The organism is Pseudomonas mosselii (genome assembly GCF_005796105.1).
In the GTDB taxonomy this organism is placed as follows: Bacteria; Pseudomonadota; Gammaproteobacteria; order Pseudomonadales; family Pseudomonadaceae; genus Aquipseudomonas; species Aquipseudomonas mosselii_C.
Genome location: NZ_VAUO01000016.1, coordinates 1 through 23,182, shown reverse-complemented (window position 1 = coordinate 23,182; position 23,182 = coordinate 1). Strand labels below are relative to the sequence as shown.

At 62.3% G+C, this 23,182-nt stretch carries 14 protein-coding genes and 1 pseudogene; 7 read left to right on the top strand and 8 right to left on the bottom strand.

From position 1 onward, the window contains the following. Positions 1-74: 74 nt before the first annotated feature. Positions 75-404 carry a thioredoxin TrxA gene (gene trxA / locus FEM01_RS21685; protein ID WP_138221507.1) on the bottom strand — a complete coding sequence of 110 codons (330 nt, stop codon included), beginning with the start codon at positions 402-404 and terminating at the stop codon, positions 75-77. Between the two features lie 241 nt (positions 405-645). On the opposite strand from trxA, the gene ppx reads away from it, so the two are divergent. Beyond that, complete coding sequence (ppx, locus tag FEM01_RS21680) at positions 646-2,148, top strand: exopolyphosphatase (protein ID WP_138221541.1); 1,503 nt, start codon at positions 646-648, stop codon at positions 2,146-2,148. A 315-nt stretch (positions 2,149-2,463) separates the two neighbouring features. Here the strand turns inward: ppx and ppk1 are convergent, their stop codons facing one another. Beyond that, positions 2,464-4,698, bottom strand: coding sequence for a polyphosphate kinase 1 (gene ppk1, locus FEM01_RS21675; protein WP_138221506.1), 2,235 nt, complete (start codon positions 4,696-4,698; stop codon positions 2,464-2,466). A 20-nt stretch (positions 4,699-4,718) separates the two neighbouring features. After that, a complete protein-coding gene (gene hemB / locus FEM01_RS21670) occupies positions 4,719-5,729 on the bottom strand; it encodes a porphobilinogen synthase (protein ID WP_138221505.1) in 1,011 nt (336 codons plus the stop codon). Between the two features lie 208 nt (positions 5,730-5,937). Here hemB and FEM01_RS21665 point away from each other — a divergent pair, with 208 nt between their 5' ends. Continuing rightward, positions 5,938-6,582 (top strand): DedA family protein, encoded by a 645-nt coding sequence (locus tag FEM01_RS21665; RefSeq protein ID WP_138221504.1) that lies wholly within the window; start codon positions 5,938-5,940, stop codon positions 6,580-6,582. Positions 6,583-7,083: 501 nt separating this feature from the next. Here the strand turns inward: FEM01_RS21665 and FEM01_RS24455 are convergent. Beyond that, positions 7,084-7,710, bottom strand: a pseudogene (locus FEM01_RS24455) (sterol desaturase family protein); the annotation flags it as partial. Positions 7,711-7,823: 113 nt separating this feature from the next. On the opposite strand from FEM01_RS24455, the gene elbB reads away from it, so the two are divergent. Next, positions 7,824-8,489 (top strand): isoprenoid biosynthesis glyoxalase ElbB, encoded by a 666-nt coding sequence (elbB, locus tag FEM01_RS21655; RefSeq protein ID WP_138221503.1) that lies wholly within the window; start codon positions 7,824-7,826, stop codon positions 8,487-8,489. A gap of 68 nt (positions 8,490-8,557) precedes the next feature. On the opposite strand, the gene FEM01_RS21650 is transcribed toward elbB, so the two are convergent. Together FEM01_RS21650 and FEM01_RS21645 are read right to left on the bottom strand one after the other, a co-directional pair. Then, positions 8,558-9,010, bottom strand: coding sequence for a YaiI/YqxD family protein (locus FEM01_RS21650; RefSeq protein WP_138221502.1), 453 nt, complete (start codon positions 9,008-9,010; stop codon positions 8,558-8,560). An 88-nt stretch (positions 9,011-9,098) separates the two neighbouring features. Next, a complete protein-coding gene (locus FEM01_RS21645; RefSeq protein WP_138221501.1) occupies positions 9,099-11,009 on the bottom strand; it encodes a cytochrome c/FTR1 family iron permease in 1,911 nt (636 codons plus the stop codon). Between the two features lie 299 nt (positions 11,010-11,308). Between FEM01_RS21645 and FEM01_RS21640 the strand changes: the two genes are divergently transcribed. Genes FEM01_RS21640 through FEM01_RS21625 form a run of 4 tightly spaced genes read left to right on the top strand, consistent with a single transcriptional unit; the run spans position 11,309 to position 14,444 of the window. After that, a complete protein-coding gene (locus FEM01_RS21640) occupies positions 11,309-12,700 on the top strand; it encodes a COG3014 family protein (RefSeq protein ID WP_138221500.1) in 1,392 nt (463 codons plus the stop codon). Between the two features lie 16 nt (positions 12,701-12,716). Beyond that, the gene (locus tag FEM01_RS21635; protein ID WP_138221499.1) at positions 12,717-13,088 is read left to right on the top strand and encodes a YcfL family protein; all 372 of its coding nucleotides are present in this window, start codon (positions 12,717-12,719) and stop codon (positions 13,086-13,088) included. A gap of 21 nt (positions 13,089-13,109) precedes the next feature. Further along, complete coding sequence (gene lpoB / locus FEM01_RS21630) at positions 13,110-13,697, top strand: penicillin-binding protein activator LpoB (protein WP_138221498.1); 588 nt, start codon at positions 13,110-13,112, stop codon at positions 13,695-13,697. 3 nt (positions 13,698-13,700) lie between these two features. Next, positions 13,701-14,444 carry a penicillin-binding protein activator LpoB gene (locus FEM01_RS21625; RefSeq protein ID WP_138221497.1) on the top strand — a complete coding sequence of 248 codons (744 nt, stop codon included), beginning with the start codon at positions 13,701-13,703 and terminating at the stop codon, positions 14,442-14,444. Positions 14,445-14,638: 194 nt separating this feature from the next. On the opposite strand, the gene FEM01_RS21620 is transcribed toward FEM01_RS21625, so the two are convergent. Both FEM01_RS21620 and FEM01_RS21615 read right to left on the bottom strand, forming a co-directional pair. Beyond that, entirely contained in the window at positions 14,639-14,980 is a 342-nt protein-coding gene (locus FEM01_RS21620) for a tryptophan synthase subunit beta (protein WP_138221540.1), read from the bottom strand. Positions 14,981-15,138: 158 nt separating this feature from the next. Beyond that, entirely contained in the window at positions 15,139-23,142 is an 8,004-nt protein-coding gene (locus tag FEM01_RS21615; RefSeq protein ID WP_346763675.1) for an immunoglobulin-like domain-containing protein, read from the bottom strand. Positions 23,143-23,182: the final 40 nt, after the last annotated feature.

The following is a 23,182-nucleotide window of genomic DNA, read 5'->3' as shown; positions in this document are numbered from 1 at the left end:
GGGGCGTGCCTGCCTCCGCAGAAATGTCCTACGTCAATAAAAGAAAAGCCCCGCATTTGCGGGGCTTCTTCACATCACAGGTTGGCGTCGAGGAACGCCTTGAGCTGCGACTTGGACAACGCGCCGACCTTGGTGGCCTCGACGTTGCCGTTCTTGAACAGCATCAGGGTCGGGATACCACGTACACCGTGCTTGCCAGGAGTCTCCTGGTTTTCATCGATGTTCAGCTTGGCGATGGTCACCTTGCCTTGATACTCGGCGGCGATGTCGTCCAGCACAGGCGCGATCATCTTGCATGGGCCGCACCATTCAGCCCAGTAGTCGACCAGCACCGCGCCCTCGGCCTTCAGTACTTCGGCTTCGAAGCTGGCGTCAGTGACATGTTTGATAAGATCGCTGCTCATGGATATCTCCAGGTCGTAAGCAAAAAACGTTGCCCATCATAGCCGCACCCTCGCGCGACAGGAAGCCACAAGCGATTGAGTGTATCTATAGTTGAGCAAGACGCCACGAATCGAAACTGTCATGTGTCTGTCATAGCATTGCTACGACGTTGCCATGTATCAAGCCCGGCGATGCCGCGCGTTGGCGTATGGCCACGATCGTGGCACGATTGCCGGGTTAACGACCGAGAACATCCAGATCATGCCGCATACCACCGCGAAGAACCTGTCTCTGATCGCTGCCATCGACCTTGGCTCCAACAGCTTCCACATGGTCGTGGCCAAAGCCCACCATACCGAGATTCGTATTCTCGAGCGGCTGGGGGAGAAGGTTCAACTGGCCGCTGGCATCAACGAAGAGCGCCATCTCAGCGAAGAAGCCATGCAGCGCGGCCTTGAGTGCCTCAAGCGCTTTGCCCAGCTGATCAACGGCATGCCCGCAGGCGCTGTCCGCATCGTGGGCACCAACGCCCTGCGCGAGGCCCGCAACCGCAATGAGTTCATCCAGCGCGCCGAGGCTATCCTGGGGCATCCGGTTGAGGTCATCTCCGGCCGAGAAGAGGCGCGCCTGATTTACCTCGGGGTTTCGCACACCCTGGCCGACAACCCAGGCAAACGCCTGGTGGCTGACATCGGCGGCGGCAGTACCGAGTTCATCATTGGCCAGCGCTTCGAGCCGCTGCTGCGCGAAAGCCTGCAGATGGGCTGTGTGAGCTTTACCCAGCGCTATTTCCGCGACGGCAAGATCACCCCGGCGCGCTATGCCCAGGCTTACACCGCCGCCCGCCTGGAGTTGATGAGTATCGAGAACGCCCTGCACCGCCTGACCTGGGACGAGGCCATCGGCTCGTCCGGGACCATCCGCGCCATTGGTGCCGCGATCAAGGCCGGTGGCTTGGGTAACGGCGAGGTCAATGCAGAGGGCCTGGCCTGGGTCAAACGCAAACTGTTCAAGCTCGGCGACACCGACAAGATCGACTTCGAAGGCGTCAAACCCGACCGCAGGACGATCTTCCCAGCAGGCCTGGCAATCCTCGAAGCCATCTTCGATGCCCTCGAACTACAGCGCATGGACCACTGCGACGGCGCGCTGCGCGAAGGTGTGTTGTTCGACCTGCTGGGGCGCCACCACCACGAGGACGTGCGCGAGCGCACGCTCAATTCGCTGATGGAGCGCTACCACGTCGACCAGGGCCAGGCCGCGCGCGTGGAGCGCAAGGCATTGCACGCCTTTGACCAGGTGGCTGAAGCCTGGGGGCTGGAGGAAGGCAACTGGCGCGATCTACTGGGATGGGCAGCGAAAATCCATGAAGTCGGGCTGGATATCGCCCACTACCACTACCACAAACACGGTGCCTACCTGATCGAGCACTCCGACTTGGCCGGTTTCTCCCGTGAAGAGCAGCAGATGATGGCGCTGCTGGTACGTGGCCACCGCCGCAATATTCCCAAGGACAGGTTCAACGAACTCGGCGATGAGAGCGTGCAACTGATTCGCCTGTGCGTACTGCTGCGCTTTGCCATTCTGTTCCACCATATCCGCGGCACCCAGCAGATGCCGAAGGTGGAGTTGAAAGCGGGCGAGAACAGCCTGGAAGTGGTTTTCCCGGACGGCTGGCTTGAAAAAAACCAGCTGACCCAAGCCGACTTCGCCAACGAGGCGGAGTGGTTGGCACGGGTCAACTTTGTGCTTAGTGTCAGGTAATCGCGTTATGGGGGCTGCTTTGCAGCCCTTTCGCGGCACAAGGCCGCTCCTACAAGGATCGCGGTTCCCTGTAGGAGATCACCCAGCCCTTTGGGCTGCGCTGTCGCGCAGAGAACTGATTTCGCAAGCGCGCCGCGTACCCTGTGGGAGCGGGCTTGCCCGCGAAGCAGGCGACTCGGTATATGGCACCGGCTTCGCCGGTGTTCGCGGGTAAACCCGCTCCCACAGGTCCTCGCTAAATCAACAAGTTATGTGTAGTTCTATGAGAGCGGCCTTGTGCCGCGAAAGGGCCGCAAAGCGGCCCCAGCCTCACCCCTACCGAACGTTCAACACCGGATTGCTCAGGCGCTCGAGCAATGTCGACTGGGCACTGCGGGGGTTCTGGTTACCCGTCGGCGTACTGCGCACATAGCGCCCGTCCGGTTGCAGCGTCCAGGCCTGGGTGTTGTCGGTCAGGTAGCCTTCAAGCTCCTTTTTCACCCGCAGCAAGAGCTTCTTGCCTTCCACCGGGAAGCAGGTCTCGACGCGCTTGTCGAGGTTGCGTTCCATCCAGTCGGCGCTGGACAGGTAGATCTGCTCCTCACCACCGTTGAGGAAGTAGAACACCCGGGTATGTTCGAGGAAGCGGCCAATGATCGAACGTACATGGATGTTGTGCGACACCCCGGCAATGCCTGGACGCAGGCAGCACATGCCACGCACCACCAAGTCGATGCGCACGCCCGATTGGCTGGCCTTGTACAGCGCCTTGATCACCTTCGCGTCGGTCAACGAGTTGAATTTGGCGATGATGTGCGCAGGCTTGCCCTCCAGGGCGAACTGGGTCTCCCGGGCAATCATGTCGAGCATGCCTTTCTTCAAGGTGAACGGCGCATGCAGCAGCTTCTTCATGCGCAAGGTCTTGCCCATGCCGATCAACTGGCTGAACAGCTTGCCGACGTCTTCGGTCAGGGCGTCGTCGGAGGTCAGCAGGCTGTAGTCGGTGTACAGACGGGCGTTGCCGGCGTGGTAGTTGCCAGTACCCAAGTGGGCGTAACGCACGATCTCACCCTGTTCGCGACGCAGGATCAGCATCATCTTGGCGTGGGTCTTGAAGCCCACCACACCGTAGATCACCACGGCGCCCGCCGCTTGCAGGCGGCTGGCCATCTGCAGGTTGGACTCTTCATCGAAACGCGCGCGCAGCTCGATCACCGCGGTGACCTCCTTGCCGTTGCGCGCCGCATCCACCAACGCGTCGACGATCTCGGAGTTGGCACCGGAACGGTACAAGGTCTGGCGTACGGCAAGCACGTGCGGGTCCTTGGCGGCCTGGCGCAACAGGTCGATCACCGGGGTGAAGGACTCGAATGGGTGCATCAGCAGAATGTCCTGCTTGCCGATCACGCTGAAGATGTTGTCGGCGTTCTGCAACAGCTTGGGGATCGCTGGGGTGAACGGCGTGTACTGCAACTCCGGGTGGCTATCGAGCCCGGTGATGCTGAACAGACGGGTCAGGTTGACCGGGCCATTGACCTGATACAGCTCGCTCTCGCTCAGGCTGAACTGCTTGAGCAGGTAGTCCGACAGGTGTTTCGGGCAAGTGTCGGCCACTTCAAGACGCACCGCGTCACCGTAGCGGCGCGAGAACAGCTCACCGCGCAAGGCCCGGGCCAGGTCATCGACCTCCTCGGAATCCAGCGCCAGGTCGGCGTTACGGGTCAGGCGGAACTGGTAGCACCCCTTCACCTTCATGCCCTGGAACAGGTCATCGGCGTGGGCGTGGATCATCGAGGAGAGGAACACATAGTTGTCGCCAGGCCCACCGACCTCTTCCGGCACACGGATCACCCGCGGCAGCAGGCGCGGCGCCGGGATGATCGCCAGGCCCGAGTCGCGCCCGAAGGCGTCTACACCTTCGAGCTCCACGATGAAGTTGAGACTCTTGTTCACCAGCAGCGGGAACGGATGGGTCGGGTCGAGGCCGATCGGGGTGATGATCGGTGCAATCTCGTCGCGGAAATAGCGGCGCACCCAGGTCTTGAGCTTGGTCGTCCAGTAACGCCGGCGAATGAAGCGGATCTGGTGCTTCTCCAGCTCCGGTAGCAGGACGTCATTGAGGATCGCGTACTGACGCTCCACCTCGATATGCACCAGTTCACTGATGCGCGCCAGCGCCTGGTGCGGCTGCAAGCCGTCGGCGCCGGCCTGTTCGCGGGCGAAGTTGATCTGTTTCTTCAACCCCGCCACGCGGATTTCGAAGAACTCGTCCAGGTTGCTGGAGAAGATCAGCAGGAACTTCAAGCGCTCGAGCAGCGGATAGGATTCATCCAGCGCCTGCTCCAGCACGCGGATGTTGAACTGCAATTGCGAAAGCTCGCGATGAATGTACAGGCTGCTGTCGTCCAAGCCCGGCACGACGATCGCCGGGGCTGGTGCCGGCGCAGGGGCTGGCGTCTCGACCACGGGCTCTGCAGGCGCGGCTGGTAGGTCCGGCGGGGTCTGCACCATCTCTTCGGGCACGGCCTGGGCATCCTTGATCGCGACAGGGGTTAGCACTTCGTTATTCATCTGACGTTCCTGTGAGGGCGTTACTGCCCTCTCATCAATTGAGCGGCACGCACGGCGAAATAGGTCAGGATGCCATCGGCGCCTGCCCGTTTGAATGCGGTGAGGGATTCGAGGATCACGGCCTCGCTGAGCCAGCCGTTCTGGATCGCCGCCATGTGCATGGCGTACTCGCCACTGACCTGGTAGGCGAAGGTCGGCACCTTGAACTCGGCCTTGACCCGGTGAACGATGTCCAGATACGGCATACCCGGCTTGACCATGACCATGTCGGCGCCTTCGGCGAGGTCGGTGGCCACTTCATGCAGGGCCTCGTCGCTGTTGGCCGGGTCCATCTGATAAGAGGCCTTGTTGGCCTTGCCCAGGTTCAGCGCCGAGCCTACCGCGTCGCGGAATGGGCCGTAGTAGGCGCTGGCGTACTTGGCCGAATAAGCCATGATGCGCACGTTGACGTAGCCGGCTTCTTCGAGGGCCTGGCGAATCGCGCCAAGGCGACCGTCCATCATGTCCGAGGGAGCCACCACCTGGGCGCCGGCCTCAGCGTGGGACAGTGCCTGACGTACCAGGGCCTCGACGGTGATGTCGTTCTGAACGTAGCCCTCTTCATCGAGGATGCCGTCCTGGCCGTGGGTGGTGAACGGGTCAAGTGCCACATCGGTGATCACCCCCAGTTCCGGGAAGCGTGCACGCAGGGCACGTGTAGCGCGCTGGGCGATGCCGTCCGGGTTCCAGGCTTCAGCGCCGTCGAGGGATTTCTTCTCGGTCGGCGTGACCGGGAACAGCGCCAGCGCCGGAATCCCCAGCGCCACCCAACCTTGCGCGGCTTCCAGCAGCAGGTCGATCGACAGGCGTTCGACACCCGGCATGGAAGGCACGGCCTCACGGCGGTTTTCGCCATCGAGCACGAACACCGGATAAATCAGGTCGTCGACGGTCAGGGTATTCTCGCGAACCAGGCGACGGGAGAATTCATCCCGGCGATTGCGACGCAGGCGGGTGGCAGGAAACAGACGGTTAGCGGGGGTAAAGCTCACGGCAGACTCCTGAGCCCGCGCGGGCGGGCAGCGCGACAGTTATAAGCGGCCATTATGACGCCTGTGTTACACCCTGAGGCAACCCTGCGACTTGTGGCCGCAGCCATTGTCCGCGCAGGAAATGTTCACGTCGAGACACATTTGGACACTTTCGCGAACGCCCGCGAAGGCGTAGGCTGCGCGTTCATTTCGCCAGCATGCCTGCAAAATGCTCCAACAATTCCTGAACGATTTTGGCTACTTTGCCCTTTTTCTCGGCACGTTCTTCGAAGGCGAGACCATTCTCGTGCTCGCGGGCTTTCTCGCGTTCCGCGAATACATGGACATCAAGCTGGTGGTCCTGGTGGCCTTCTGTGGCAGCTATGCCGGTGATCAGCTGTGGTACTTCATGGGGCGGCGCCACGGGCGCAAGATCCTGGCGCGCAAACCGCGCTGGCAAGCCATGGGCGACCGGGCGCTGGAGCATATCCGTCGCCACCCGGACATCTGGGTGCTGAGTTTTCGCTTCGTCTACGGCCTGCGCACGGTGATGCCGGTGGCCATCGGCCTGTCGGGCTACCCACCGCGCCGCTACCTGCTACTCAACGGCATCGGCGCGGCGGTCTGGGCGTTGGCATTGGGCCTTGCAGCCTACCACTTCGGGGCAATCCTCGAAGGCATGCTGGGCAGCATCAAGAAGTACGAACTATGGGTGCTTGGCGGCTTGCTGCTGCTGGGCCTCGGGCTGTGGCTGCGGCGGCGCTTTCGCAATATCCGCGCCCTGCGTCGCGCGGCGGCAGAAGGCCAGGCCAACGAGGCTGAGCAGGCTGTATCCGAGCAGCACGAGCCAGACCAGGGGCGTCACCACCACTAGTCCCGTGGCGCCGGCCAAGTACAGCGCCGGTCCCGCCGACAACAGCCGCGCCAGCTCCAGGCGCGGTGCCCAAGGCCGGTCCTCGAGGGCCGCGCCGAGCACGAACAAGCCGAACACCATCACGCCCCAACCCAGCACCAGCGCCATACCCGACACGCGCCCGGCTGCCGCCATCAGGTAACTGCCCATCCCCACGTACACCGCGAACTGCGCCGTGACGTACAACTGCTGCGCGCGCCCCAGGGGAATGCAGAACTTGCGAAAACGCGTCAGGTCCTGCTTCACCTGTGGATCACCTGCCGCCACGTCTGCCGGGCGCCAGCCGGTGGGCATGAACCAGATTCGCAACTTATCCTGCCAGCGCGCCGTACGCCGCGCATCGCGGTACAGCTGGGCATAAAACTGCAAATTGGCCCACAGCGGATTCCAACTCGCCAGGGGCGTGGTTACGCCGAAGATCACGGGCTCGCGCTCGTCTTCTTCCTGGAAGGTGCCGAACAGTCGGTCCCAGAAGATGAACACCCCGCCGTAGTTGCGATCCAAGTACACAGGATTCTGCGCATGGTGAACACGGTGGTTGGACGGCGTGATCAACACCCACTCAAGCCAGCCGAGCTTGGGCACATGGCGGGTATGTACCCAGAACTGGTACAGCAGGTTCAGCGACGCCACGGTGACAAACACCAGAGGTGGCACGCCCAGCAGTGCCAGCGGCAGGTAGAAGATCCACGAGAAGATGAATCCGCTACTGGTCTGGCGCAGGGCGGTGGTGAGGTTGTACTCCTCACTTTGGTGATGCACCGAATGCGCCGCCCACAGGACGTTGCGCTCGTGCCCGAGACGGTGCAGCCAGTAGTAACAGAAGTCATACAGCACGAAGGCCAGTACCCACACCCAGGCTGCATTCGCCGGCAGGTCAAGCAGCGCCAGGTGCTCCCAGGCCACAGCATAGGTGGCCAACCCTACGCCCTTGGTCAGCAGCCCGGTGCTGGTGGAAAGTACGCCAGTGCTCAGGCTGTTGATCGAGTCAGCCAGCCGATAGTTGCGCTGGCCACGCAAGCGATCGGCAGCCAGCTCGACAGCAATCAGCACGAAGAACAACGGCACGGCCAGCAGAACCAGGTCCATGGGCGAAGGTCTCTGAAGTTATCCACAGAGCCTAGGCCGCCGATGCAGGAAACCCTATGGCGACATCTGCCAAACTAGAGGACATTTAGTGCCTCGACTCTGGAGTAATGAGCATGACGAAAAAAGTTGCGGTGATCCTGTCCGGCTGCGGTGTCTACGACGGTGCCGAAATCCACGAAAGCGTGATCACCCAGCTGCGCCTCGACCAGCGTGGCGCGCAAGTGCAGTGTTTCGCACCGAACATCGCGCAGATGCACGTGATAAACCACCTGACCGGCGAAGAGATGCCCGAGTCGCGCAACGTACTGGTGGAGTCGGCGCGCATAGCCCGGGGTGAGGTGAAGGACATCCGCGAGGCCAAGGTCGAGGACTTCGACGCGCTGATCGTGCCCGGCGGTTTCGGCGCGGCCAAGAACCTGTCCAACTTCGCGGTCGAAGGCGACAAGTGCAGTGTGCAACCCGATGTGCTGGCCTTGGCGCAAGCCTTCGCCGACGCCCGCAAGCCGGTGGGCCTGATCTGCATCGCCCCGGCGCTGGCAGCGAAGATCTACGGGCCAGGCGTGGTCTGTACCATCGGCAGCGATGCCGATACGGCGGCGGCCGTGGTGAAGATGGGCGGCACCCATGAAGAATGCGATGTGCACGACATCGTCGAGGATACCCAGCGCAAGCTGGTGACCACGCCGGCGTACATGGAGGCCAAGTCGATCAGCGAGGCGGCAGGTGGTATCTACAAGCTGGTGGATCGTGTGTTGGAACTGACCCACGAGAACGATTGAGAACATTCCTTACAGTGAGCGGCGCATCTGCCTTGCAAGCGCGCCGCATACCGTGTGGGAGCAGGCGGTCAGGCTTTCGACAAACGCGTGAGGATGCGGTCCAGGGCATTGGCGAAGGCCTGCTTCTCGCGCTCACCATACGGCGCCTGCCCGCCACCGACCTGCCCCTGCTCGCGCAGTTCGGTGAACAGGTTACGCACCGCCAGCCGCTCGCCCATGTTGCGCTCGTCAAACTCGCGGCCACGCGGATCCAGCGCGGCCACGCCCTTCTTGATCAGCCGATCGGCCAATGGCACATCGCTGCAAATCACCAGCTCGCCGGGCACGGCGTTGTCCACCAGGTAATCGTCGGCGGCGTCCATACCGCTGGGCACCACGATCAATCGCACGCAGGCGAACGCCGGTTTGATCTGCGGCTGGCCGGCCACCATCACGACCTCCAGCTTGCGCTTGAGGGCAAACTTGACGATCAGGTCCTTGGCCGCCTTGGGGCAGGCGTCGGCATCGATCCATACACGCATTGAGGCTGTTCCGATTTTCAGTTCACGAACCGCTAGTGTCTGACCTGGCCGCTTCGCGGGCAAGCCCACGAACGCAGCCACACCGCTCTCAGTTGGTCACCGCCCGCCGCCGCTCAGCCAACCAGCTCCGCCCGTACAGGCACAGGATCGCCAGCAGCGCCAAGGCCTGGGCACTGAGCGAGTAGGCGTCGGCGTGGATGCCCAGCCAATCGAACTCGAAGAACGCCACCGGCCGCGTCCCCAGCACGCCAGCCTCCTGCAAGGCTTTGACGCCATGCCCGGCGAACACCACCGACAGCGTGCACAGCAACGCGGCGTTGATGCTGAAGAACAGCGCCAGCGGCAGCTTCGCCGATCCGCGCAAGATCACCCACGCCAGCCCCACCAGCAGCACCAACGCCGTGGTGCCACCGGCCAGCACCGCCTGGTGTCCGGCAGGCCCAGCCTGTAGCCACAGGGTTTCATAGAACAGGATCACCTCGAACAGCTCGCGGTACACCGAGAAGAACGCCAGCAAGGCGAAGCCGAAACGCCCGCCGCCGCTGACCAGGCTGCTCTTGATGTAGTCCTGCCAGGCCGCCGCGTGGCGCCGGTCGTGCATCCACACCCCCAGCCAAAGGACCATAACCGCCGCGAACAGTGCCGTGCAGCCTTCGAGCAACTCGCGCTGGGCGCCGCCCACGTCGATCACGTATGCGGCCACAGCCCAGGTGGCGAAACCTGCGAGCAACGCCAAGCTCCAGCCGATGTTGACGCTACGCACCGCAGACTGCTGCCCGGTGTTACGCAGGAAGGCCAGGATCGCCGCCAGCACTAGAATCGCCTCCAGGCCTTCGCGTAGCAGGATCAACAGGCCGGAGAGGTAGCTCAACGACCAGCTCAGACCGTCGCTGCCAAGCAGCTTGGCAGCCTGGTCGAGCTTGGCCTTGGCGTCGGCCAGGCGCTGCTCGGCCTGGGCCAGCGGCAAGCCGTCCTGCAACGTCTGGCGGTAGGCCATCAGGGATTTTTCGGTGTCCTTGCGCGTGCCGGCGTCGATGTTGTCCAACGAGCTTTCCACCAGCTCGAAACCTTCCAGGTACGCCGCCACCGACAGGTCGTAGGCCTGGTCATGCTCACCTGCGCGGTAGGCCGCCAGGCTCTTGTCCAAGGTATTGGCGGTGTATTCGAGCAACTGCGCCGGGCCACGCTTGACCTGCGGCGGCTGCGCGCGCTGGGCGCGGAAAGTGGCCACGGCTGCCGCATCCGCCTTGGCCGCGATTTCGGCCGGGGTCTGACGTGCCAGATCGGCGATGTTCCAGGCCTGATCAGCGTTGCCCGCCTGCGGATCAGCGCTGAAACTGGCGATATAGGCCGCGACATCCCAGCGCTGGCGCTCGTCGAGCTGATCGGCGAACGATGGCATTTCGGTGCCATCGATACCCAACCCAAGGGCGTTGTACAGATCGAACAGGCTCAGTTGATCCATGCGCTCACGGTCGCGCAGATTGGACGGTGCAGGTTCCAGCCCAACCCCGGCCGGGCCGTCGCCCAACCCCGTGTCGCCATGACAGATCGAGCAGTTCTGTGCATACACCGCCGCGCCACGGGCCGGGTCGGGGGTAATCACCGGTGCCTGGCTCAGTTCGTAGGCCACCGCCAGGCGTGCGCTCAACTGACGGGCCTGACGGGCCACGGCAGCACCGTCCTGGTACTGCTGCATGGCGTGACGCAGACGCTGCACCTGCTGCTCAAGTGCGGCCTGCTCGGCATGGGCCGGTAGGCCCTGGAGCAGTTCGCTCAGCTCACCGGTACGGTTCAGTTGCTCGCGGTACTGGCGCGTGTCCACCACCTTGCCGTCATGCACCGTCAGCGGGTAGTCGGCAGCCAGGTAATCCAACAGGTGCAAGGCCTTGCCGGCCTCGACAGGGGCTTGGGCCTGCACCGCAATGCTGCACAACGCCAGCAGCGGGGCAAGGATCACGGCAGGCAACCAGGCAAGCGCACGGGAAGGGGATTTCATGGCCACTCTCGAAGAGAAATGCGAAAGAAAACATTGTTCACTTCCACTCATGACCACTCAAGGCTCACCGGTCGATTTCATGAAAAATTTTGCGACAAATTTGTCTCCAGCGCTTAACCCAGATCCATGCCGCGCCGTGACGCAATGCGCCATCTTCATGCCATCACTTTAGGTATACTGCGCGCGGCCGAAATAGCCAGTTGCAATCAAAACGCCTCCATTCAGAGGCTCTGGTAATAACCAGAGGGACCGCCGCCCCGCCCCGTGGCCTCCACCGATTCAGGGAATGATGAAGTCCGATGGTATCCCGTGCCCTAACCCTGGCGACCTTGTTCGCCGCTGTGCAGCTCGCTGGTTGCTCGGTGTTCCGCAGCTACGACAGCGAACTGCAAGAGACCAATCAGCAACTGGCCGCTGGTAACGTCGATGCCGCCCTGGCGCTGCTCGAAAGCCATAACAAGGGCGAGCAGAAAGACCTGCTCTACTACTTCGAAAAAGGCGAACTGCTGCGTTCGAAAGGTGATCTGCAGGGCAGTCAGGCCGCCTGGCGTTCCGCCGACAGCGTAGTGCTGCAATGGGAAGATACGGTCAAGCTGGATACCGCCAAGTACCTCAGCCAGTTCGGCAGCTACCTGGTCAACGACAAGGTCCGCCGCTACGAAGGCTATGACTACGAAAAAGTCATGCTGACCACGCAGATGGCCCTGAATCTGCTGGCGCAGAACGACTTCGACGGTGCCCGCACCGAGATCAAGAAGACCCACGAGCGCGAGGCGGTGATCGCCGAGTTGCGTGACAAGGAATACCTCAAGCGCGAGCAGGATGCCGAGCAACAAGGCATCAAGACCGAGTACAAGGACCTTCAGGGTTACCCGGTCGCCAGTCTCGATGCCCCGGAGGTGGTCAGCCTGAAGAACAGCTACCAGAGCGCCTTCAGCCACTATCTTTCCGGCTTCGTCTATGAGGCGCTGGGCGAGAAAGGCCTGGCTGCACCGGGCTACCGCAAGGCGGCCGAATTACGCCCGAACACCGCGCTGCTCGACCAGGCTTTGCTGGACCTGGACAAGAACGCCGCCAAGCCTGGCGAAAGCGACGTGCTGGTGGTGGTGCAGAGCGGCCTTGCCCCAGCCCGCGATTCGATTCGCATTCCCTTGCCGTTGCCGATCGACAACCAATTGGTGATCGTCCCGCTTTCGTTCCCGATCATCCGCGACGATACCTCCACCGCTGCGCTGGGTGAAATCCGCCTGGACGACAAGGTCCTGGCCCTGACTTCGCTCAACAGCACCAGCGCCATGTCGCGCCGTGCCCTGCGCGACGACATGCCGGGCATCATCCTGCGCACCAGCGTGCGCGGCATCAGCCGTGGCGTGGCGCAACACAACCTGAACAAGGCCAACCCAATGGCCGGCCTGGTGGTCGGCTTGGCCTCGGCCGTGGTCGAAGGCGCCGACACCCGTACCTGGCGTACCCTGCCCGACCAGACCCAGGTCGCTCGCCTGCGCCTGGCGCCGGGTGAGCATCAATTGAGCCTGCCCTCGAACCTGGGCGGCACCCCGGTCAAGGTGAAGATCGACCGGCCCTATCAGGTCGTGAGCCTACGGGTCATCGGCAACCGCGTGTTCGCCGGCGGCCCGGCCGTCGAGGTTGCACCGCAGGCCCCGGCCCAAGCCATCGCCACACTCAAGTAACCTTCAAGGATCGAACATGCGCAAAACATGCCTCGCCCTGGTCGCCGCCGCTTTCTTGGCAGGCTGCGCCACTGCACCTCCACCTGCCCCGGGCAGTGCCGCCAGCAAGGTGGTGACCATGGGCCAACTGGATGACATCGAGATCGGCCAGATGCGTGTGGCCCGCGAGAACGGTTTCCTGACCGTCAACGTGGCGCTGACCAACACCAGCCGCAGTAACCAGACCCTGTTCTACCGCTTCGCCTGGCTGGGCGACGACGGCTTCCCGGTGGCCGACGCAGAGAGCTGGAAAGCCCTGCCGCTGTACGGCAAGCAGGCCCAGTTCCTGCCCGCCATCGCGCCGACACCCGCCGCCCGCGACTTCCGCCTCGAAGTCCACACCCGGTAATCCCTTTCAGGAGCACACCCCATGTTTGCACGCCTTTCCCTCGCTGCCGTCGCCATCGCCCTGGTCAGCGGTTGCAGCACCCCGTCGCCGGTCCTCGGCGGCAAGAACATCAGCTACGGCGATAGCAAGGCCGTGGAACTGGTCACCAACGAGTTCGGCTCCACCGACTTGCAGATGATCGCCGAAAGCATGACCCGCTCCCTGGCCCAGTCCGGCGTACTGCACGGCCGCCCGGTGGTTCAGGTATACGATGTGAAGAACAAGACCAGCGAGTACATCGATACCCGCGAGATCACCACGTCCATCAAGACCCAGTTGATGAAGTCTGGCACTGCCCGCTTCGCCAGCGACAATACCGACATGCAGAGCCAGGTCGATCAGCTCAAGTTGCAGAATCAGAGCGGCCTGTACAAGAAAAGCAGCGTGGCCAAGACCGGCAACATGATCGCCGCCCAGTACCGCCTGGAAGGCTCGATCAGCTCCATCGTCAAGCGCAGCAGTGACTACAAGGACGTGTTCTACAAGTTCAGCCTGCAACTGATCGACGTCGAGAGCGGCCTGGCCGAGTGGATGGACGAGAAAGAAATCCGCAAGACCACGGAGCGCTGACCGATGCGTGCATGGATGGCGATGATTGGCCTGGCCTGCGCCTTCGGCGCCCAGGCAGCACCGAAGGTGGCGGTGACGGACCTGGCCTATGAAGCGCAGGTGCAGGAGTACATCCACACCGTCAACGCTCAGAGCAGCGCCCAGGCGAGCATGTACCACGCCAGTGGCCAATCGAGCTACAGCGAGTACGAGAGCCTAAACAGCTACATCGAGCAGACCGAGCTGCGCAAGTTCGGTGGTGACATCAAGGGAGAGATTCTCAAGACCGGCCTGTTCCAGCTGGTACAGGGCCGCCCCTACACCGCCGACGCGAAGGAAGATGTCTACGACGTGATCCGCCGGATCAAGGGCGGCGCTTTTCCAGGTGCCGACTACGTGCTGTTCGGCACCTTGTCGGACATCGACTTCCAGCAGGACACCAACGCCCTGGACCATACCGACAGCTATTCGGCGGTGCTGGGCCTGAGCGTGGTCGCTGACTTCAGCCTGATCAACACGCGCACCTACGAGATCACCTCGGCTTTCACCGCCATGGGTGAAGGCCAGGACACCAAGTTGGTGAATGGTCGCGACCGCCGCGTGACGTTGAACCGTCCCCGGGTGGTGCGTGAGGTGTCGAAAGCGCTGGGTGAGGATGTGGCCCAGCAACTGGCCGAACAGCTGGGTGGCCCGGTATCGGGCAAACCAGGCCGGGCGCGTAGCCAGAACTACCTGCCGCCGGACGAGCCGGCACGGGTGCTGAACTGAGCGTCTGATGCTATACAGTTGCTCTTGCGGGACTGCGCATCACTTGATGATGTGTAAAGGTCCCGTGAGAGATTACCCAGCCCTTTGGGCTGCGCTGCCGCGCAGAAAACTGATTTCGTAAGCGCGCCGCGTACCCTGTGGGAGCGTGCCATATGCTCGACCACGGTTCTGTGGACGAACTTGGCGGTTACCTATCAAATCAACCCGCTGCTCTCTTCTTCTTCGATCAAATTGGTCAGGCTGCCCAACGCACGACGCGCCGACGAGCGGCTGAGCAATTTGGCCTGAGCGCCAGCCGGCAGATCGGTGATGCTGATCACACCTTTGGTGGTCAGTACCTCGATCAAGTCTTCGAGCACCCGGATCATGTCCAGGTCGCTTTGCTTCAACTGCCTGAGGCTGTTTTCGACCAGGTTGTCGGCAAACCACTCCTGAATATCCACATGATCAGCCGGCAATGTCTCGGTAAACCCGGGATACTCGGCAGCCTCTACACGCAGCAACTCGCCGTCGGCGTCCCGTTGCACGTAGTACATGGCGTGGTCCCTCGTCACGATGTTTCCTTCTTGGTAGTCAGCAGCATAGGCGAAGTTCCCGGGCATGCGTCCCGGCGCCCGAGTATGCGCGCGATGCAAAGATGGTGAAAGCCCGAGCCCCGTAGACGGCCAGCTCAGGCCGTCTACGGAGAGGGGGATCAGCTGTTGGAGTTGTCGATCTTGATGGTCGGGTCGGCGCCGCTGATCAAGGAATTGATCGTGGTTGTGGACCAGTTCACACCTTCGAGCTTGATGGTCACATCGGCGTTGGCCAGGCCACCGACGGCGTTGAGCTTGCCTTCGGTACTGACCTGCAGGGTCGATTCGCCATTGACGGTGGTGATCTTCAGGAAGTTGTCGATGGTGGTGCCCTTCTCGCCCTGCAGCAGGTCGCTGAGGTCGAGGCGGTCGCCTTCCTTGACATTGAAGTCCTTGATCACATCGTTGCCCACGTCACCGGCTTTCCAGACGAAGGTGTCGGCACCGCTGCCACCGGTCATGATGTCGTTGCCCTTGCCGCCGATCAGGGTGTCGTTGCCGGCACCGCCGAACAGCAGGTCGTTGCCTTCGCCACCGAGCAGTGTGTCGTTGCCCGAGCCACCCAGCAGGATGTCGTTGCCCTTGCCACCATCGATGTAGTCGTTGCCGCCCTGACCGAAGATGATGTCGTCGCCGGCACCGCCGAGTAGCGTGTCAGCACCGTCATTGGTGCGCGACACGTCGAACTCGGTGTAATGCTCGGTGATGTACTGGTGCATCATCTTGGCACTGACATCGCCCAGCTCGACACCCAGCTTGCCGGCGACATACGCCTGGATCGCTTCGACGCCGGTACCGGCGATGTTGTCGAAGGTCATCAGGTCACCGAAGATGATGTCGTTGCCATCACCGCCGTTGACGGTGTCGTTGCCCGGCAGGAGCGCCTCGGTGTGGCCAAGGATGGCATCGGCCAGCTTGGTCGGGTCGATGTTGGTCTGCGGCACACCGTCGGAGTCGTAGGGCTTCAGGTCGCTGGCCTTGACGTCGCTGTTCAGCCCGATGGCCTCGACCGTCGAGAGACCCGACAGCAGCTTGAAGCTGTCCTGCGAGTTGGCGGTGGTAGCGTTGTCGGTGCTGTAGCCGGTACCGGCGAGGGTCGAGACCTCATAGGTGCCGTCGCCCTGGGCGTGCAACGAGCCAGTGCTGGTGTACCAGTTGCCGTTGCTCTTGGTCTGCAGCGTGATCGTACCGCTGGAGTCGATGCTCACGCGGTTGTTGCTGTCCAGGCTGGTGCGGCTGACCACATCGCCCATCTTGTAGCTAATCGACGACAGCCAGGTGTCCAGCTTGATGCCGCTGCTCCCGAGCGTCGGGTTGGTCTGCTCGTTGGTCTGGTAGTACGTCGGCTGCCCGTCGGTGATGAAGAAGGTCTGGTTGCTGGCAGTACTACCAGCGTCCTTCAGCGCCTGGAACCAGTTCGCGGTGGTTTTGAAGGCATCTTCGTAGTTGGTGCCGCCATCGGAACTCAATGTACCCAACGCCGCCAACAGCTTTTGCAGCCCCGCGTCGTTGAGCGTCACCGAAACGGTGCTCTTGACCTGGGTCGCGAAGTCCACCAGCAGGATGTTCACCGAACCGGACTGAGCGCCCTTGACGCTGGCGGCCAAGGTCTTGAACACCGACTCCAGGGACTTCTTCGCCGCATCCACGCCGCTCGAACCCATACTGCCCGAGGTATCGACGATGAACGCGATGTTGTAGTTCTGCCCAGAGACCACATGCAGGCCATTGACGTCAGCGACGATGATGTCGTTGCCATCGGTGCCGGTGATGCTGTCGTTGTCCGAGGTCAGGTTGCTGGTGGTGTAGGTTTGCGGATAGACCGTGACCTTGATGGTGCCCTCGTTGAGCGCCGTGCTGCCGCCCACGCTCTCGGTGGAGGTCGAGCTGACCTTCACATCGAACGAGCCGGAGTAGTAGGCCGGCGGCTTGATGGTCAGGCTGCCCAGGTTCCAACCGGTGACATCCACCGCGCTTGAACCGACGGTGAAGGTGTGGCCGGCGTTGTCGGCCACCACCGAGCCTGTCGGGATACCAGACAGCTTGACGCTCAGGGTTTCGGAGCCATCGGTGTCGGTCAGCGCGGTGCTGATGCTCACCAACTTGACCGGGGCACCGTTCTCGCCGCCTTCGTTCATCTTGTAGCCGTCGTAGTAACCGGTGCCGTTGCTGCCGTGCAGGTCGGACACCGTCACGCCGGCGTTGGCCAGGGCGGTAACGTTCGGGTACAGCGGGATGTTGGCGCTGGAAAGGTCGGTAACCGCCCCACTGCCGATCTTGATGTTGACGTCCAGACTGCCTGGGCCGGCCTGGTTGGCGTTGTAGATTTCCAGGGTGTAGTAACCGCTGGTGGTCGGCGTGAAGCTGCCGGAGAACACCCCGGAGTTACCGGCCCAGGTGGCGCCGGCCACGCTCTTGCCACCGACCACGACCTGCACGCTGTCGTCACCGACGCCGCTGAAGGTGTAGGTCTTGCCGGCTTCCAGGTAGATCAGGCCGGAGGTTTTCGAGCCCGAACCTGGTGTCACGGTGGCCGAGGTATCGGCGGTGGTAACCTGCTCGGACTTGCCAGCGCTGCCGGAATTGGCGAACACGTTCTTCAACGCATCGCCCGTGATGCCGTTGCCGTTGGTGCCCAGGCCAGTGAGGCTGGTCCAGGTTTCCTTGGTCAGGCCCAGCGAGTTGACGTTGTTGTTGCCGATCGACAAGGTCGGCTGGTCGGCCACTGGATTGATATCGACCTTCAGCGTGGCCTCGCTGCCCGTATCCTTGCCATCGGTTGGCTTGTACTTGACCTGTGCGTAGTCGGCTTGCTTGTTGCCGACACCGGTACCGCCGTAGCCATCCGCGCCGGACTGGTTGGCCAGCGGCACGAACTTCAGCTTGCCAGCGGCGATATCGGCCTGGCTGACGGTCTGGCCCACCTTCACATCGACCCAGCTGGTGCCGTTGTACAGTTTGAGCGTGCCAGCGCCCGGCAGTTGGGTGATGGTCACGCCCAGGCTGCTGGTCGGCGAGTCGACGTCGCTGACCTTGAAGTCGCTCCAGTTCAATACCAGGTCGGTGTCCTCCGTACCTGTCACGGCACCGCCGGTGCTGACCGGTGCGTCGTTGACTGCCACTACGTTGACCGTGGTGGTCGCGGTGTTGGAGGTGTTGACGCCGTCGGTCACCGTCACCGTGATGATCCGTGGCGTGGTGCTCGGGTCTTCGCTGGTGTTGATGAAGGTGATGTTCTTGATCGCCTGGATGTAGTCGGCCAGCGAGGCCGTGCCACTGAGGGTCAAGACCACTTTGCCGTCCGTGCTGTTGGCATTGATGGAAATGCCGTTGACGCTGTTACCCAGGTTGAGCGCATCGCCTGGCTGACGGTTGGTCAAGGTCACCGTGGCGCCGGTCAGGTTGGTGCTGTCGAAGTCGGTGATCGAGACATCGATATCGCCAATCGACACACCGCTGCCCGGCTGATTCTCGGTGAAGGTGGTCTGGTAGTCGGCACCGGTCTTGCCGCTCGAATCGTTGGCGTCCAGGTCCAGCACAGGTGCTGGCTCGAAGATCTGCGTGGTGACGCTACCGGCACCCGTGCTGATCGCCAGGTTCTCGAAGCTACCGCCGGCGGCCGAGTCGATCTTGACCGTGAACTGCTCAGTCCCTTCGGTGACGTTGTCCTTGATGGTCGGGATGGTGAACGTCGTCGACGAGGTGTTGGCCTTGATCACGACAGTGGCCACACCGGTGTAGTCCGAACCGTTGGTGGCAGTCCCGGAGTACACCAGCTTGACCGTCACATCGGTCTTGGCCGGATTGGTCAGGCTCAGCGTGTAGGTGGCGTTGTTACCCTCGGCCACCGCCGAGGTGCCGCTGATCGACAGGGTAGTGGTGTCGATGGTGTCGGCGATGGTGGCCGTTGCGGTCGCGCCGGTCACGCTGGTGGCTTCGAAGTTGCCGCCATTGATCGAGGTGACGATAGCAGTCAGGGTGCTGGCGTCGGTGTAGACGTCCTCGCCGTTCGGGTTCGGTACCGCCAGGGTACCCTTGCCGGTGGCGTCGATGTTCACCGTGTAGTTGGTGCCACCGACGTTCACGCTCAAGGTGGCCGGGCTGCCGGTTTGCGGCGGGTTGCTCAGCTGGAAGTTGAAGGTGACGGTGGCATCGCCTTCCTTCGCGTTCACGGCGGTGACCGTGACACTGGTGGTATCGATGGTGTCGGCGATGGTCGCGGTGGCGGTGGCACCGGTCAGGCTGACGTTCTCGAAGTTACCGCCGTTCACGGCGGTCACCGTGGCCTTGAGGGTACTGGCGTCGTTGTAGGCGTCTTCACCGTTCGGGTTCGGCACCGTCAGGGTGCCCTTGCCGCTAGCGTCGACCTTGACCGAGTAGTTGGTGCCACCGACGTTGACGGTCAGGGTGCTGGTGGTGCCCGTCTGCGGCGGGTTGCTCAACTGGAAGTTGAAGGTGACGGTCGCGTCACCCTCCTTGGCGTTGACAGCAGTGACCGCCACGGTCGTGGTGTCGATCGTGTCGGCGACGGTTGCGGTCGCCGTGGCGCCGGTCAGGCTGACGTTCTCGAAGTTGCCACCGTTGACCGCAGTGACCTTGGCCGTGACCGAGGAGGCGTCGAGATAGACGTCTTCAGTGTTGGTGTTGGCCACCACCAAGGTGCCCTTGCCGGTGGCATCGATATTGACGGTCCTGCTAACACCACCGACATCGACGGTCAGCGTGGTGGTGCTGCCGTTTTGCGGCGGATTGCTCAGCTGGAAGTTGAAGGTGATGCTGGCATCGCCTTCTTTGGCCGGGTTGGCCGTGACCGCCACGGTGGTGGTGTCGAGGGTGTCGGCGATGGTTGCAGTTGCCGTTGCACCGGTCAGGCTGACGTTCTCGAAGTTACCGCCGTTGACCTTGGTCACGCTGGCGGTGAGGGTGCTGGCGTCGTTGTAAACGTCCTCACCGTTCGGGTTCGGCACGCTCAGGGTGCCCTTGCCAGTGGCATCGACGTTCACGGTGTAGTTAGTGCCGGCCACATTCACGGTCAGCGTCGTGGGGCTGCCAGACTGTGGTGGGTTGCTCAGCTGGAAGTTGAAGGTGACGGTCGCGTCGCCCTCCTTCGCATTGACCGCAGTGACGGCCACGGTGGTGGTGTCGAGGGTGTCGGCGATGGTTGCGGTCGCGGTCGCGCCGGTCAGGCTGACAGCCTCGAAGTTGCCACCATTCACAGCCGTGACGGTTGCCTTGAGGGTGCTGGCATCGTTGTAAACGTCCTCGCCGTTCGGGTTCGGCACGTTCAGCGTGCCTTTGCCGGTGGCATCGACATTGACGGTGTACTGGTTGCCGCCCACATCGACGGTCAGGGTGGTCGGACTGCCGGTTTGCGGCGGATTGCTCAGCTGGAAGTTGAAGGTGACGGTCGGATCGCCTTCCTTCGCATTCACGGCGGTGACCGCGACACTGGTGGTGTCGATGGTGTCGGCGACCGTAACAGTGGCCGAGGCGCCGCTCAGGCTGACGTTCTCGAAGTTGCCGCCGTTGACGGCGGTGACCTTGGCGGTGACGCTGCTGGCGTCCAGGTACACGTCTTCGCCATTGGTGTTGGCCACCACCAGGGTGCCCTTGCCCGAGGCGTCGATATTGACAGTCCTGCTGACGCCACCGACATCGACGGTCAGGGTAGTGGTGCTGCCGTTTTGCGGCGGGTTGCTCAACTGGAAGTGGAAGCTGAGGGTGGCGTCGCCTTCTTTCGCAGCGTCCGCGGTAACCGCCACGGTGGTGGTGTCGAGGGTGTCCTTGATCTCGGCGGTGCCGGTGGCCGTGGTCAGGTCGACGGCCTCGTAGTTGCCGCCGTCCACCTTGGTCACGCTGGCGGTCAGCGTGGAGCTGTCCTTGTACACGTCTTCAACGTTGGTGTTCGGCACCTGCAGCGTGCCTTTGCCGCTGGCGTCGACATTCACGCTGTAGTTGGTGCCGGCCACGTTGACGGTCAACGTGGTGGCGCTGCCGGTTTGCGGCGGGTTACTCATCTGGAAGTGGAAGGTGACATTGGCGTCGCCCTCCTTGGCAGGGTCGGCCGTGACCGCAATGGTGGTGGTGTCGACGGTGTCGGCCACGGTCGCGGTCGCCGTAGCGCCGCTGAGGCTGACGTTCTCGAAGTTGCCACCTTCGACCTTGGTGACGGTCGCGGTGACCGTGCTTTGGTCCTTGTACACGTCTTCTACGTTGGTGTTCGGTACGTTCAGGGTACCTTTGCCAGTCGCATCGACGGTCACTTGGTAGTCAACCGCGCCCACCTTGACGGTCAGCGTGGTGGGGCTGCCGGTTTGCGGCGGATTGCTCAGTTGGAAGTTGAAGGTGACGTTGGCGTCGCCTTCCTTCGCGGGGTTGGCAGTGACCGAAACAGTGGTGGTATCGATGGTGTCGGCCACCGTTGCGGTCGCCGAAGCGCCACTCAGGCTGACGTTCTCGAAGTTGCCACCGCTGATCGCTGTGACCTTGGCCGTCACGGTGCTGGCGTCCAGGTAGACGTCATCGCCGTTGGTATTGGCCACCACCAGGGTGCCCTTGCCGGTAGCATCGAGGTTGACGGTCCTACTGACGCCACCCACGTCCACGGTCAGCGTGGTCGCGCTGCCATTCTGTGGCGGGTTGCTTAGTTGGAAGTGGAAGGTGATAGCCGCATCGCCCTCCTTGGCCGGATCAGCAGTCACCGCGATGGTGGTGGTGTCGAGGGTATCGGCGATGGTCGCGGTCGCCGTGGCGCCGGTCAGGCTGACATTTTCGAAGTTACCACCATTGACTGCGGTGACCTTGGCGGTAACCGAGCTGGCGTCCAGGTAGACGTCTTCGCCGTTGGTGTTGGCCACCACCAGGGTGCCTTTACCAGTCGAATCGATATTGACGGTTTTGCTCACGCCATCGACATCGACGGTCAGCGTGGTGGTGCTGCCGGTTTGTGGCGGGTTGCTCAGCTGGAAGTGGAAGGTGATGTTCGCATCGCCTTCTTTCGCGGCATCAGCAGTGACCGCAACGGTCGTGGTGTCGAGGGTGTCGGCCACGGTCGCGGTCGCCGAAGCGCCGGTCAGGCTGACATTCTCGAAGTTGCCACCTTCGACCTTGGTGACGGTCGCGGTAACAGTGCTCTCGTCTTTGTAGACGTCATCGATGTTGGTGTTTGGCACTTGCAGCGTGCCTTTACCGGAAGCATCGACGTTGACCTGGTAATCGGTGCCGCCGACGTTCACGGTCAGGGTGGTTGCACTGCCAGTCTGTGGCGGATTGCTCAGCTGGAAGTTGAAGGTGACGTTCGCATCACCTTCCTTCGCCGGATCTGCGGTGACAGTAACGGTGGTGGTATCGATAGTGTCTTCGATGTTGGCCGTGACACTGGATTTGCTTAGGTCGACGGCTTCGAAGTTGCCGCCGTCCACCTTAGTGACAGTCGCAGTCAGGCTCGACGGGTCTTTGTAGACGTCATCGGTGTTGGTGTTCGGGACTTGCAGAGTGCCCTTGCCGGAAGCATCGACGTTGACCTGGTACTCAGTGCCGCCAACGTTCACGGTCAGGGTGGTTGCACTGCCAGTCTGCGGCGGGTTGCTCAGCTGGAAGTCGAAGGTGACGTTTGCGTCGCCTTCTTTCGCTGGGTCTGCTGTGACGGTGACGGTGGTCGTGTCGAGAGTGTCGGCCACGGTCGCGGTCGCCGAAGCGCCATTCAGGCTGACGTTCTCGAAGTTGCCGCCTTCGACTTTGGTAACGGTCGCAGTGACAGTGCTTTCGTCTTTATAAACGTCTTCGACGTTGGTGTTCGGCACTTGCAACGTGCCTTTACCGCTGGCATCGACGTTGACCTGATATTCGGTGCCGCCGACGTTCACGGTGAGCGTAGTAGCGCTGCCAGTCTGCGGCGGATTGCTCAGCTGGAAGTTGAAGGTGACGTTTGCGTCGCCTTCTTTCGCTGGATCTGCCGTCACGGTGACGGTAGTGGTGTCGAGAGTGTCGGCCACAGTCGCGGTCGCCGAAGCGCCGTTCAGGCTAACGTTCTCGAAGTTGCCGCCCTCGACCTTGGTGACGGTCGCAGTGACGGTGCTTTCGTCTTTGTACACGTCATCGACGTTGGTGTTCGGGACTTGCAGTGTGCCCTTACCGGAAGCATCGACGTTGACCTGGTACTCA

Coding starts and splice junctions, on each gene's coding strand:
- trxA (WP_138221507.1), bottom strand. CDS start 404: ATGAGCAGCGATCTTATCAAACATGTCACTGACGCCAGCTTCGAAGCC.
- ppx (WP_138221541.1), top strand. CDS start 646: ATGCCGCATACCACCGCGAAGAACCTGTCTCTGATCGCTGCCATCGAC.
- ppk1 (WP_138221506.1), bottom strand. CDS start 4,698: ATGAATAACGAAGTGCTAACCCCTGTCGCGATCAAGGATGCCCAGGCC.
- FEM01_RS21665 (WP_138221504.1), top strand. CDS start 5,938: ATGCTCCAACAATTCCTGAACGATTTTGGCTACTTTGCCCTTTTTCTC.
- elbB (WP_138221503.1), top strand. CDS start 7,824: ATGACGAAAAAAGTTGCGGTGATCCTGTCCGGCTGCGGTGTCTACGAC.
- FEM01_RS21650 (WP_138221502.1), bottom strand. CDS start 9,010: ATGCGTGTATGGATCGATGCCGACGCCTGCCCCAAGGCGGCCAAGGAC.
- FEM01_RS21645 (WP_138221501.1), bottom strand. CDS start 11,009: ATGAAATCCCCTTCCCGTGCGCTTGCCTGGTTGCCTGCCGTGATCCTT.
- FEM01_RS21640 (WP_138221500.1), top strand. CDS start 11,309: ATGGTATCCCGTGCCCTAACCCTGGCGACCTTGTTCGCCGCTGTGCAG.
- FEM01_RS21635 (WP_138221499.1), top strand. CDS start 12,717: ATGCGCAAAACATGCCTCGCCCTGGTCGCCGCCGCTTTCTTGGCAGGC.
- lpoB (WP_138221498.1), top strand. CDS start 13,110: ATGTTTGCACGCCTTTCCCTCGCTGCCGTCGCCATCGCCCTGGTCAGC.
- FEM01_RS21625 (WP_138221497.1), top strand. CDS start 13,701: ATGCGTGCATGGATGGCGATGATTGGCCTGGCCTGCGCCTTCGGCGCC.
- FEM01_RS21620 (WP_138221540.1), bottom strand. CDS start 14,980: ATGTACTACGTGCAACGGGACGCCGACGGCGAGTTGCTGCGTGTAGAG.